Origin of the sequence: Bacillus fungorum (assembly GCF_002746455.1) — a bacterium.
Classification (GTDB): domain Bacteria; phylum Bacillota; class Bacilli; order Bacillales; family Bacillaceae_G; genus Bacillus_A; species Bacillus_A fungorum.
In genome coordinates, this window is sequence record NZ_NWUW01000005.1 from 45,575 (window position 1) to 58,994 (window position 13,420).

The 13,420-nt window shown below is 39.5% G+C and carries 12 protein-coding genes; 11 read left to right on the forward strand and 1 reads right to left on the reverse strand.

Annotation, left to right across the window (positions count from 1 at the left end; all coding sequences use genetic code 11):
* Window positions 1–3: 3 nt before the first annotated feature.
* The gene (locus CO726_RS08810) at window positions 4–2,733 is read right to left on the reverse strand and encodes a putative bifunctional diguanylate cyclase/phosphodiesterase (protein WP_099684000.1); all 2,730 of its coding nucleotides are present in this window, start codon (window positions 2,731–2,733) and stop codon (window positions 4–6) included.
* A 289-nt stretch (window positions 2,734–3,022) separates the two neighbouring features.
* Between CO726_RS08810 and nuoA the strand changes: the two genes are divergently transcribed.
* From nuoA to nuoN, 11 genes are read left to right on the forward strand one after another with little or no spacing between them, the layout of a single operon-like run.
* Window positions 3,023–3,391 carry an NADH-quinone oxidoreductase subunit NuoA gene (gene nuoA / locus CO726_RS08815; protein WP_098761415.1) on the forward strand — a complete coding sequence of 123 codons (369 nt, stop codon included), beginning with the start codon at window positions 3,023–3,025 and terminating at the stop codon, window positions 3,389–3,391.
* Window positions 3,382–3,900: an NADH-quinone oxidoreductase subunit NuoB gene (gene nuoB / locus CO726_RS08820; protein ID WP_000236331.1), complete on the forward strand. Its 519-nt coding sequence runs from the start codon at window positions 3,382–3,384 to the stop codon at window positions 3,898–3,900. The genes nuoA and nuoB overlap by 10 nt, the downstream gene beginning before the upstream one ends.
* Window positions 3,897–5,057, forward strand: coding sequence for an NADH-quinone oxidoreductase subunit C (locus CO726_RS08825; protein ID WP_099684001.1), 1,161 nt, complete (start codon window positions 3,897–3,899; stop codon window positions 5,055–5,057). Before nuoB ends, CO726_RS08825 begins: the two co-directional genes overlap by 4 nt.
* A gap of 3 nt (window positions 5,058–5,060) precedes the next feature.
* On the forward strand, window positions 5,061–6,161 hold the full coding sequence (gene nuoD, locus CO726_RS08830; protein ID WP_098761411.1) for an NADH-quinone oxidoreductase subunit NuoD: 1,101 nt from the start codon (window positions 5,061–5,063) through the stop codon (window positions 6,159–6,161).
* Window positions 6,161–7,162, forward strand: a complete 1,002-nt coding sequence (gene nuoH, locus CO726_RS08835; RefSeq protein ID WP_048370068.1) for an NADH-quinone oxidoreductase subunit NuoH — start codon at window positions 6,161–6,163, stop codon at window positions 7,160–7,162. Before nuoD ends, nuoH begins: the two co-directional genes overlap by 1 nt.
* Before the next feature lie 25 nt (window positions 7,163–7,187).
* On the forward strand, window positions 7,188–7,607 hold the full coding sequence (gene nuoI, locus CO726_RS08840) for an NADH-quinone oxidoreductase subunit NuoI (RefSeq protein WP_000677191.1): 420 nt from the start codon (window positions 7,188–7,190) through the stop codon (window positions 7,605–7,607).
* The gene (locus tag CO726_RS08845; protein ID WP_001012824.1) at window positions 7,604–8,128 is read left to right on the forward strand and encodes an NADH-quinone oxidoreductase subunit J; all 525 of its coding nucleotides are present in this window, start codon (window positions 7,604–7,606) and stop codon (window positions 8,126–8,128) included. The genes nuoI and CO726_RS08845 overlap by 4 nt, the downstream gene beginning before the upstream one ends.
* Window positions 8,121–8,435: an NADH-quinone oxidoreductase subunit NuoK gene (nuoK, locus tag CO726_RS08850; RefSeq protein ID WP_099684002.1), complete on the forward strand. Its 315-nt coding sequence runs from the start codon at window positions 8,121–8,123 to the stop codon at window positions 8,433–8,435. The genes CO726_RS08845 and nuoK overlap by 8 nt, the downstream gene beginning before the upstream one ends.
* Before the next feature lie 29 nt (window positions 8,436–8,464).
* Window positions 8,465–10,327: an NADH-quinone oxidoreductase subunit L gene (nuoL, locus tag CO726_RS08855; protein WP_099684003.1), complete on the forward strand. Its 1,863-nt coding sequence runs from the start codon at window positions 8,465–8,467 to the stop codon at window positions 10,325–10,327.
* Window positions 10,324–11,826, forward strand: coding sequence for an NADH-quinone oxidoreductase subunit M (locus CO726_RS08860; protein WP_099684004.1), 1,503 nt, complete (start codon window positions 10,324–10,326; stop codon window positions 11,824–11,826). The genes nuoL and CO726_RS08860 overlap by 4 nt, the downstream gene beginning before the upstream one ends.
* Before the next feature lie 7 nt (window positions 11,827–11,833).
* Window positions 11,834–13,348, forward strand: coding sequence for an NADH-quinone oxidoreductase subunit NuoN (gene nuoN, locus CO726_RS08865; protein WP_342750524.1), 1,515 nt, complete (start codon window positions 11,834–11,836; stop codon window positions 13,346–13,348).
* Window positions 13,349–13,420: the final 72 nt, after the last annotated feature.

Consider the following 13,420-nt stretch of genomic DNA (forward strand, 5'->3'; position numbering starts at 1 on the left):
GAGCTATTGGTTCATACTGGGTGTTTTTTGTAGGAATTTTATAAATTGATGACTAGTAAGTGGTTTGCTGAAATAGTAACCTTGCATATATTTACAGTTATTCTTTTGTAGAAACTTAAGTTGTTTTTCTGTTTCAATTCCTTCAGCAACGACAGAAAGGTTTAAAGTATTTGCAAGGGAAAGGATAGTGGAAACGATGGCTCTTTCTTCCGGCCGATGATCGGCGAGTTGTGTAAATTCTCTCGGTACTTTTAATGTATCGATAGGGAAAATGGATAAATAAGCGAGAGAAGAATAGCCGGTACCGAAGTCATCAATGGACGTTTGAATACCATATTCCTTTAATTGCTTTAGCCGTGATAAGGTTTCTTTTTCATCAATCATCGCAATTCGTTCTGTTAACTCAAGTGTTACATACTTTGGGTCGACGTTAACGTCTGTTATTATTTGTGAAATGTTCTCGATTAAATGATCTTGCTGAAACTCTTTTGCTGATAAGTTAACACTTATTTTTAAATCTTTGTAACCAAAAGTATGCCATATTTTTAGCTGAAGACAAGATTCACTTAATACCCAATGACCAAGTGGGATGATTTGTGGAGTCTCTTCTACAATTGGGATGAACTCACATGGCGGAATGTCACCTAGGAGTGGGTGTTTCCAGCGTATTAATGCTTCAGCACCAATAATCTTTTTCGTCGTAATATCAATTTGTGGTTGATAGACGAGATAAAATTCTTTGTTTACTAAAGCGAGTGGTAAATCTTTTTCAATTCGAGCTTTTCGTTCCATTTTTTTATATAATTCTTTCGTGTACAAAGAGCTACCGTTTTTTCCTTTATTTTTTGCTTCGTACATGGCCATATCAGCATGCTGCAAAATTGATAATGGATCTTCACCTGCTTCAGGATATATTGCAATTCCGATGCTCGGTGAGATTTGTAAATGCTGATTTTCGATTTCGAATGGTTCGTTCATGATCGCTACAATTGTATCAGCTATTTTTTTTACATCTGGCCTTTTTTTATAATTTTCGATAAGGATTGTGAATTCATCCCCAGCTAGCCGGGCAAGTTTCATATTTGGTGTCGCTATTCTTTCGAGTCTTTTTGCTACTGCAATTAATAGAAGGTCCCCTACCCTATGACCGAGGGTATCATTAATAACTTTAAAGCGGTCTAGGTCGAGAAACATAACAGCAAAAGGTCTTTTGGATATTTCAGATCGAGCAATTGCTTGTTCTACATATTGGTGAAATGCACGGCGGTTTGCAAGCTCTGTTAAAGTATCATGATATGCTAGAAAGTTAATTTGCTCTTGTTGTTGTTTGCTTTCCGTAATATCTTTAATCATTAAATAAACTCCCGAAATATGATCCTTTAAAAAGATAGGAACAGCCGTAACATGCAAGTAGTAAATATCTCTATTTTTGTGATAAGCCCGTATTTCTAAAGAGATAGAATGCCCTTTTTTTACGCGATGAAAGGTGTTAATAATTTCTTCTAAATCTTCTTCGTATATGAGTGAGTAGTAAGGTTGATTTAATAATTCGTTTGTTTGATAGCCGAGTAAAGTCGTACCGGCGTTATTCACTTTGAGAAAGTTACCATACAAATCTAATGTGAAGATTGGATCTGGATGATGCTCGTATAGAGACTTAAACATTTGTTGGTTATGATATAGTTCATTTTTTTGTTCTACTAAATCTTCTGTACGTAGTTCAATTTGTTTTTCGAGTTCTGAGTTGAATTGCATTTGGGCTAGTAATAATATTTTATTTTGTTTTCGAACTAAACTATGGCGTATGAGAACGAAGGAGAAAGTTATCATAAGCCCAATTACTACAATAGGTGCAAAAACGTATTCAACTAATATAAAAACAATAAGCATTACTACAGAAATATAAGGTAATGATAATCTAATTGATTCCCCAAGTTTAGGTGTTAATAGTACTTGCTCTTGTTTTTCAGGTTCTTTTTTATGAAGAATGCAGGCGATTGCTACTAGTACTAACGTTACTTGATAGAAGGGTGTAACTGTAAACATAGAATACTCGGGTGTGAAGTATTTGATATAAGCATAAATCGCGTCTGTAGTCGCATATAAAATTAAAGCACTGGCAAGAAGCACCCCGACTTTTTTTGATAATAAGGATAATGGTCTGAATAATAGATTGATTCCTATGAGAAAAAAGAGTAAATCGGCCATTGGATAGGTAAGTTGAACAAATATGTCGATATAGGATGTCGTAAAAACGTGAATGGTTCGTTCAATAAGTAAGTAGTAACTTAAAGTAAATTGTGCTGTAACGATAATACAAATATCACATATCATAAAAAGCTTTTCTAATAAATCTCGGTTATAAATGATTTCATATAGAAAGGCAAATGCAAAGCTAATTAAAAAAAGTAGATAAAAAAAATCGGACGGATCAACGAATGTATAGTAGTTCTCTAAAATTAAACGTTTATAGGAAACAACGATATCCCCAATGAAATAAGAGAGGGTTCCAACAGATAATATGGTCCAAAATAAACGAGGTAACCCTTCTTTCATGTTTGAAAAATAAAGTATATAACTACAAGCGATAATATCAATTAATAAGGTGCTTATTCCAATTAATATTTGAAAAGGAGATGAGTATTCATATAGAAAAGGCATTGCCATGTAATGAATCGCTATAGACAACAATATAATGCTTATAAGAATACTTACATGTGTTTGTTTTTTCATTTATCTCACCCACGGTATATACATATAAATTCCTCTTTTTATTTTTTATTGTTTCTTGAAAAAATATATATAATTTCTATACTTATTTTGCACAGGTATAGCGAGTTATACAAATAAATTTTAATAATTCTCGTTTCTGTCCCCAACATATCGACATCGGAATTTGAAGTTTGCTATAATGAGTGAAATAGTTTCATTATTTAGAAAAATTTAAAAATAATAATTGCTGCAACTAGGACATATTGTTTACTAAGTGAACTTGTTCTTAATTCAGGGGGAGGGTTTCACAATGGAAAGTGTATATGAAAATAGTTATATGATCGTTTTGATTTTCTTGCTATTAGGCATATTGCTACCGGTAGTGGCTCTTACATTAGGAAGGATGCTGCGCCCGAACAAACCAAGTGCAGCGAAAGCGACGACGTATGAGAGTGGGATTGAGCCTTTTCATGATGCAAATATTCGGTTTCATGCTCGTTATTATATTTTTGCTTTATTGTTTGTCATCTTTGATGTAGAAACTTTATTTTTATATCCATGGGCTGTTGCATATGACAAGCTCGGTTTATTTGCACTGATTGAAATGCTCATCTTTGTTGTAATGTTGCTAGTTGGATTAGCGTATGCTTGGAAAAAGAAGGTGTTACAATGGTTATAAATTTTGAGGAATTACATCCAAATGAGCGAGCGGAATTAGAACGAAATATCTTTTTTTCTACATTGGAACAGTTGAAAGGATGGGCGCGAAGTAATTCTTTGTGGCCGATGACATTTGGACTGGCATGCTGTGCAATTGAAATGATGGGAGTAGGTTCATCACATTACGATTTAGATCGATTTGGGTCATTTTTTCGGACTTCACCAAGGCAATCGGACGTTATGATTGTGTCGGGAACGGTAACGAAGAAGATGGCTCCTATTGTTAGGCGTTTATACGATCAAATGCCTGAACCGAAATGGGTTATTGCAATGGGATCCTGTGCGACAGCAGGTGGCCCATACGTAAATTCGTACGCTGTTGTGAAAGGTGTAGATCAAATCGTACCAGTTGACGTGTATATTCCTGGTTGCCCACCAAATCCTGCAGCTTTAATCTATGGAATTAATAAATTGAAAGAAAAAATTCGTTACGAGGCAAAGACGGGAAAGCAGGTGACGAATAAATGAGTAATCCAAACAAAGAATTAGAGGACTTGAAAAGAGAAGCAGCTAGGCGTGCGAAAGAAGAGGCGAGAAAGCGTCTCGTTGCGAAACATGATGTAGAAATAAGTAAACTTGAGGAAGAAAATCGAGAAAAAGAGAAAGCGCTACCAAAAAATGATGATATGACTGTGGAAGAAGCAAAACGACATGCAGCAGCCGCGAAAGCAAAAGCGGCGGTGTTAGCAAAGCAAAAAAGGGAAGGAACAGAAGAAGTAACGGAAGAAGAGAAGGCCAAAGCGAAAGCGAAGGCAGCAGCAGCCTCGAAAGCAAAAGCAGCGGCATTAGCGAAGCAAAAAAAGGAAGGAACAGAAGAAGTAACGGAAGAAGAGAAGGCCAAAGCGAAGGTGAAGGCAGCAGCGGCCGCAAAAGCAAAAGCGGCGGCGTTAGCAAAGCAAAAAAGGAAAGGAACAGAAGAAGTAACGGAAGAAGAGAAGGCCAAAGCGAAAGCAAAGGCAGCAGCAGTCGCGAAAGCAAAAGCAGCGGCATTAGCGAAGCAGAAGGCCTCGCAAGGTGATGGAGATTCGGGAGATGAAAAGGCGAAGGCAATTGCAGCAGCGAAGGCAAAAGCGGCTGCGGCTGTAAGGGCGAAGACAAAGGGCGATGAAGGTAAGAAGGAAGAAGAGCCGAAGCAGGAAGAACCATCCGTGAATCAACCGTATTTAAATCAGTATGTTGAAGTTATTAAGGGGAAAGTAGGAGAGGGTACATTAGTAGATTCCTACATTAATAAACTTTCAAAAGATGTGCCAACTCTTGTAGTGGAGCCCTCCAAATATTATGAAGTAATGGAGTCACTGCGATTCCATGAGGGACTTGCTTTTGATTATCTGTCAGAGTTACATGCGACAGATTTTGTAACACATATGGAAGTGTATGTTCATTTATTTTCATATGGAAAGAAACAGTCAGTAGCGGTGAAGGTGAAGCTAGACCGGGAAGCGCCGCAAGTAGAATCGGTGACAGCGCTTTGGAAAGGGGCGGATTGGCCAGAGCGGGAAGCGTATGATTTGCTTGGTATTGTATTTAAAGGGCATCCGAATTTATCACGTATTTTAATGCCTGATGATTGGGTAGGGCACCCGCTTAGGAAAGATTATGAACCGTATGATGAGGAGGTGTAGCTAATGATCCGTACGGAAGAAATGCTTTTGAATGTAGGTCCTCAGCATCCGAGTACGCATGGTGTGTTCAGGCTTGTTATTAAGATTGACGGGGAAATTATTAAAGAAGCTACACCGGTTATTGGGTATTTGCATCGCGGGACCGAAAAGATTGCAGAGAGCTTACAGTATACGCAAATTATCCCTTATACAGATCGGATGGACTATTTATCGGCCATGACGAATAATTACGTCATTTGCCATGCTGTAGAGACGATGATGGGACTTGAAATCCCGGAGCGAGCCGAATACTTGCGAGTGCTTGCAATGGAGCTTGGAAGGATTGCGAGTCACCTTGTTTGGTGGGGGACGAATCTTCTTGATATAGGAGCGGTCAGCCCATTTTTGTACGCGTTTCGTGAACGAGAGATGATTATAAATTTATTAAACGAATTATGCGGGGCACGGCTTACTTTTAACTACATGAGAGTCGGCGGTGTGAAATGGGATGCGCCGGACGGTTGGATTGAAAAGGTGGAAGAGTTTGTTCCCTATATGAGAGAGCAATTGGCAGGTTACCACGACCTTGTTAGCGGTAATGAGATTTTCTTAAATCGTGTGAAAGGCGTTGGTATATATAGCGCGGAAGAAGCAATTTCGTATTCTTTAAGCGGAGCGAATTTGCGGTGCACCGGAATAAACTGGGACCTTCGCAAAGATGAGCCATATTCGATTTATGATCGTTTTGATTTCGATATTCCAGTTGGAAGCGCGGGGGATGCTTGGGATCGCTACGTTTGCCGAATGCAAGAAATTGAGGAGTCATTAAAAATCGTTGAGCAAGCTGTCCAGCAGTTCCCAAAAGAAGGAGCTGTGCTGGCGAAAGTGCCAAAAATTATTAAGGCGCCAAAAGGGGAAGCATTCGTCCGTATAGAGTCGCCGCGCGGAGAGATTGGTTGCTATATTGCTAGTGACGGAAAGAAAGAGCCGTACCGTTTGAAGTTCCGCAGGCCGTCTTTTTACAATTTGCAAATTTTACCGAAGTTATTGAAAGGTGAAAATATCGCCAATTTAATTACGATTTTAGGTGGAGTTGATATTGTACTTGGGGAGGTTGATGGCTAATGATTGAAACGCTCTTACAATCACCTTCAAGCTGGACGAATTTCTTCATTTTTTTCGGATTAGCGGTGCTCCTATTATTTGCAGTCCTTGGCTTCGTTACATATGGTATTTTGGCAGAACGGAAAGTGATGGGTTTTATGCAAGGGCGGATTGGACCAAACCAAGTTGGGGGCCGGTTCGGTCTGCTACAAACGGTAGCCGATGTTTTAAAACTATTACTGAAAGAAGATAGTATTCCGAAGGCGGCAGATAAACCGTTGTTTATATTAGCACCGGTCATTGCATTCGCACCAGCATTTATGGTGCTTGCAGTTATCCCGTTTACTGATAAATTTCAGTTCGCGGATATTGGAGTAGGACTACTTTACTATATCGCCGTTTCTGGTATTACGACGATCGGTGTTGTAACCGGGGGATGGGCATCGAATAATAAATATTCCCTTTTAGGAGGGATGCGTGCGGCGGCGCAAATGATTTCTTATGAAATTCCGCTCGTAATGAGTGTAATAGGTGTTGTTTTGTTAGCTGGTAGCCTGAATTTAAATGAGATTGTAGCAGCGCAGGAGAAGGTTTGGTACATTTTCGCGCAGCCAATCGGGTTCGTCGTTTTCTTAATCGCAGCAGTTGCAGAGTTAAATAGGACACCGTTCGATTTACCAGAAGCGGAGTCAGAACTTGTTTCTGGATATCATACGGAGTACTCAGGGTTTCGCTGGGCGTTTTTCATGCTTTCAGAGTACGTATATTTCTTCGGGATGGCATCTTTAATCACAGTACTCTTTTTAGGTGGATGGAATCCAGTTATGTTTCTTGGATTTATCCCGGGTGCCGTATGGTTTGCCTTAAAGTTTAGCAGTGTAGTCTTTCTGTTAATTTGGTTCCGCGTCACGTTTCCGCGTATAAGAGGTGATCAGTTAATGGAGTTTGGCTGGAAAGTATTATTGCCGATTGCACTTGCAAATATTTTCTTAACGGCATTGATTAAGGAGTTATTCTTCTAATCTATGAGGGGGGTGCCAGTAAGAGATGAAAGGACTATTTAAAGGATTAAAATATACATTAAGCAATTTGAGTAAGAAGAAGGTGACATATGATTATCCGAATCAACCGTTACCGCTGCCAGACCGTTTTCGAGGGATTCAAAAGTTTTATCCGGAAAAATGTATTGTTTGTAATCAATGTTCCAACATTTGTCCGACAGATTGTATTCAGTTAACGGGGAAAAAACATCCGGATCCTACGAAAAAAGGAAAAATTATCGACACGTACGATATTAATTTTGAAATTTGTATTCTATGTGATTTATGTACAGAAGTTTGTCCGACAGAGGCAATTGTCATGACAAATAACTTTGAACTTGCGGAATATTCACGTGATGACTTATTTAAAAATTTGCAGTGGCTTGATGAAAACGACGAAAATGTCAGGAAGGAGAATAAAGCATGAATGGCGAGTTTGTAGCATTCTTTATACTATCCTTGTCTGCAATTATCGGCGGTGTTCTTATGTTGAATTTAACGAAAGTTATGCATATGATGCTAGCTCTCGTTCTAACATTCCTCAGTATTGCAGGTTTGTATTTTCTTTTATCAGCTGAATTTATCGGAGTCGCACAAATTTTACTTTACTCTGGTGCGATCACAATTATTATGATTTTTGGCATTATGTTAACGCAACATAACGCGGAAAATGAATCGCGTCTTACTCTTCGAAAATGGATTATCTTCTTTGCGGTTGTAGCATTTGGGGCAGTTATGTATTTCGCTGTTAACAACATTGATTTTGCAAATGAAAGCACACAAGGAAGTTTACCTCTCCATGAAAAAAACACACTTCAAATCGGTACACTTCTCTATTCGAAATATATTATTCCGTTTGAATTAACCTCAGTTATTTTACTTGTAGCACTTGTTGGCGCGATTATACTTGCGAAGAAGGATGAGAAAGAGGAGGATTCCAATGAGTAGCATTCCGGCTTCTGCGTATTTAATGCTTGCGATTATTTTATTTTGCATCGGCTTGTTTGGAGCTTTAACAAAGCGAAATACAGTAATTGTCTTAGTTTGTATCGAATTAATGCTTAACGCGGCCAATTTAAATTTAGTAGCGTTTAGTAAATTAGGTTTGTTCCCAAATTTAACAGGGCAAATTTTCTCTCTGTTTACGATGGCTGTAGCAGCAGCGGAGGCGGCGGTAGGACTCGCCATTTTGATTGCTTTGTATCGTAATCGTACGACGGTTCATGTAGATGAAATGGATACGCTCAAAGGATAACATTGTGACCGAAAAGGGGGAAGGAAACAATGATCGATTATGTATGGCTTATACCGCTTTTCCCGCTTGTTTCGTTTTTGTTATTAATTATATTCGGGAAGAAAATTAGAGAAGGAAGCAGTGTACTTAGTATTTTCTTCGTTTTTCTCTCCTTTATCTTTGCGGTACTTGTATTAATAGAAAGACTTTCGACAGTACCGGTGAAGCATAAGTGGGTATGGCTTAGAACGGGAGATATTGATATATCGTTTGGCTTTGAAGTGACAGCATTAGGTGCTTTAATGCTGTTTATCGTTACACTTGTGAGTTTACTTGTACATGTGTATTCGAAAGGTTATATGAAAGGTGAGGAAAGATTACCAACCTTTTATGCCTATTTAGGGCTCTTTACATTTGCGATGCTTGGGCTCGTTATATCACCGAATTTATTACAGCTTTATATATTTTGGGAGTTAGTTGGTCTCGGTTCATTTTTACTCATCGGTTTTTATTTCTTTAAAGAAGAAGCGAGGGCTGCTGCGAAAAAGGCTTTTATTATGACTCGTATTGGAGATATCGGTTTATTTATTGGGATGATCTTAATTTTCTGGCACGCGGGTAGTTTTGAATATGACGCAATTTTTAGAGCGATTCATACGGGCGATCTTACCCCTACTATGATTACAATAACGGCAATATTAATTTTTATCGGTGCGATGGGCAAATCAGGTCAGTTCCCGCTTCATACGTGGTTACCAGATGCGATGGAAGGACCGACGCCTGTTTCGGCACTTATTCATGCGGCGACGATGGTTGCAGCTGGCGTATATTTAGTGGCGACAATGTTTCCGCTATTTTCAGCAAGTGCGGTGGCGATGCAGACGGTGGCCATCGTTGGAGCCTTCACTGCAATCTTTGCGGCTTCTATCGGTCTTGTACAAACGGATATAAAGAGAGTGCTTGCTTATTCTACAGTTAGCCAGCTCGGGTATATGATGCTTGCGTTAGGATCTGCTGGTTATGTAGCTGGTGTTTTCCATTTAACGACACACGCCTTTTTTAAAGCGCTACTATTTTTGGCGGCAGGAAGTGTAATTCATGCAGTGCATACGCAAAACATTAATAAAATGGGCGGTTTACAGAAGAAGATGAAAATAACCGGTGCACTATTTTTAATCGGTACTCTTGCAATTAGTGGTGTGCCGCTCCTCTCAGGCTTCTTTAGTAAAGATGAAATTTTAGCGGAGGCTTGGATGAACGGCAATTACGTTTTATTCATATTAGCAGTAATTGCAGCATTCTTAACAGCATTCTACATGTTCCGGCTATACTTCCTTGTCTTTACTGGGGAGGCGAAGACGAAGGAAGACGTGGATGAATCGCCCCGCATTATGACGTATCCGATGATCGTCCTCGGCGTCCTTGCAGTAGTGGCAGGTTATATAAATACACCGTGGTTTGGAACGTTTCTCGGGGATTGGCTTACGAAAGATGTAGCATTTAAAGCGCGAGAGGCACACGGACCAGTTTGGATTATGATTGTTGCGACGCTCGTTTCCTTGGCAGGGATTGCTCTTGCGTATTTCATATATGGCAAGAAATCTATTTCTAGAGATTGGGCTGGGGGCGAGGGAACACCTCTTTATAATCTTTTGAAAGAAAAATATTATGTGGATGAACTATACAATATGACGGTGCTTCCTATTACGAAAGGAATCGCTCATGTGCTTCGCTTATTTGAGGTGTATGTAGTCGAAGGAATTGCCGTTTTAATAGGGAGTCTAGTTAAAGGGATAAGCGGAATCGGGTCTAGACTCCAAAACGGAAATGTACAAGTGTATGGGACTGTAACAGCTGTTTCGCTTGCAGTACTCGTCATTATTTTGCTCTATACGGGAGGGGATTTACGATGAATGATTTGTTATTAACGTTCTTCATTTTTTCCCCGCTTTTAGGAATTCTCTTGCTTGCATTAACACCGAAAAAGGAATCGCGTACAGTGCGAGCGCTTGGTTTATTTGGAACGGCGCTTCCATTTGGAATCGCTATCGTCCTCGCTTGTACATATACTTCTGGAAAGAGTTTATCGCTATTTGATGAAAAAGTGAAATGGATTAAATTTGGGGATTTTGCAGCGGTGGATAAAAGGTGGTTTTCCATTTATTACGAGCTTGGTATTGATGGTTTATCGCTCGTTATGATGGTGCTGACAGCCCTTCTAGCGATGCTTGCAGCAATTGCGGCATTTACCATTAAAAGAAATTTGAAAGCTTTTTATATGCTGTTACTCATGTTAGAAATAGGGATGCTCGGCGTCTTTGCTGCTCAAAATTTAATGTTGTTCTTTATCTTCTTTGAAATTACGTTGCCACCAATGTTTTTATTAATTGGAAAGTGGGGGAAATTGTCGAGTGAAAAGGCTGCTTATAGTTATTTAATATATAACGGTATTGGATCCGCTATTTTGCTTATCGTTTTCTCGGTTTTATTTGCGAAAACAGGTACGACAAATATTGCAGAACTGAAAGAGATATTAGCAGGAGTAAATGCGGGGGGAGGACAAATCATCCCGAGTAGCTTACAGCTCGGTGTATTCATTGCAATAATGATTGCTTTTGCGATTAAACTGCCCGTTTTCCCGTTGCATCGCTGGATGGTCAATGTGCATATTGAAGCGCACCCGGCTGTCGTTATGCTTCATGCGGGCGTTTTATTGAAGATTGGCGCATACGGTATGATTCGCTTCGGACAGGGGCTATTCCCGGAATACTTTCGTGATTTTGCAACGTTAATTGCGATTTTAGGAGTCATTAATTTATTGTACGGAGCCTTCTTAGCGCTTATCCAAACGGACTTTCGGAAGGTGCTCGCTTACTCTAGTATTTCGCACATGGGAATTGTGTTAATGGGCCTTGCGGCGTTAAATGCCCCAGGTACACAAGGGGCACTATTCCAAGTTGTGTCGCACGGTTTAATTGCAGCATTACTGTTCTTCTTACTTGGCATTATTGAAGAGCGTTTTGGAACGTCGGATATTACAGCGCTTGGCGGACTCGCAAAAAGTGTTCCAGTACTTAGTGGATTCTTCTTAGCAGGAGGAATGGCATCGCTCGGATTGCCAGGAATGTCTGGATTTGTTAGCGAGTTTCTTGCCTTTCTCGGTTTATTCCAAGGAGAGCCAGTCATTGCGGCAATCGGAGTACTTGGTATCATTTTAACCGCTGTATACGTATTAAGAGCGACACTTCAAGTAACATTTGGTAAGAAAGAGTGGGAATTGAAAGCTGATATACACGGATGGGAGTATGTCCCTATTTTGCTACTTATCTTTTGCATTATTGCAATTGGAGTAATGCCAGAAATACTAGGGGATCCGCTTCAAAATACATTGAAAACATTGGGGGTGAAGTAGGATGGATATGAATACGTTACTTAGCTTATCGTGGCATCTAATGGTGCCAGAATTCATTATTCTCGGAGCTGCCATCCTTCTTTCCATATGTGATTTGTTTTTTAAGGTGAACCATAGGTATGTAGCGCTTAGTGCAATCGCAGCTGTCATAGTAGCAATCGTGTCATTAATCACGTTATACGGCGAACCAGCGGGAGATATTTTAAACGGATCGTTTGTGCTAGATGGGTTTTCAAAAGGGTTTAAAACGTTGTTATTAGGCGGGGCGGTCCTCATTTTATGCACCGCAGTGAGCGATGATAAGAAGAATCCAATTGAAGATAAGGGAGAATATTATTACTTATTTTTAATGGCGCTTCTTGGAGCTATGTTTATGGCTTCTAGCGTTGATTTCATCACACTTTTCGTTGGTTTAGAATTGCTTTCACTTTCTTCGTATATTTTAGTAGGAATACGAAAAAAGAACCGTGCATCAAACGAAGCGGCAATGAAATGTGTCATTAATGGAGGAATTGGCACGGCAATTACACTCTTTGGAATGAGTTATTTGTACGGTATTACAGGTTCAACTAATATCGTGGATATGCAAAAAGTATTTGCTGGGGAACTGGCTAGTGGTATTCAGTTATTGTTAGCTCTCGCATTTCTACTATTGCTCGTTGGGCTCTCGTTTAAAATTGCGACAGTACCATTTCATATGTGGGCACCTGATGTGTATGAAGGGGCTGCTACACCTGTTACTGCTTTTCTTGGAACGATTTCTAAAATTGCGGGGTTCTTGCTCATTATTCGTTTGTTTCTCATGGTTTTTGCAAGTGTATCGGTGCAAGGAGACATGCAATCTTTATACGGACGTATGAGCATATACATTGCGGTGCTAGCTAGTATTACGATGATTATCGGAAACGTAGTCGCGTTAAAGCAATATAACGTAAAACGTCTATTCGCCTATTCAGGAATCGCGCATGCGGGGTATTTACTCGTTCCGCTTGTAGCGTTATCACCATTTACGATGGATAGCATGTGGTTTTATATGCTGGCGTATATGCTTATGAATATAGGCGCGTTTGCAATTATCCACGGCTTAATCTTACAAAGTGACAAAGAAAATATCACCATTTTCACCGGATTATATAAAAGGTCGCCATTTACAGCGATCGTGATGACGATTTTTATTTTATCGCTAGCGGGGATACCAGGAACAGCTGGTTTCATCGGGAAAATTAACATCTTTTTAGGTGCACTTCATGTAGAGCCAGCTCATTACGTACTAGCTTCTATTATGATGGGTACGACCGTCATTTCATTCGTATATTATTTCCGTATTTTACAGCAAATGTTTTTCCGGACGGGAGAAGTAGAAGAGAAAATTCGTTTGCCATTCAATATAAAGGTTGTGATGAGCCTTTGTGCAATTTCGATTGTAATACTAGGGATTATGCCGATGATTGGATACAATTTTTTTTATGAATATTTTCCATTAATGAAGGATTTCTTCTTCCTAGGGAACGTGGTACAATAGTGAAAATAAAAGGTGTGGAGTCGTTACTCTGCGCTTTTTATTTTGTGTGAACTACAATTAAAAATGCATATA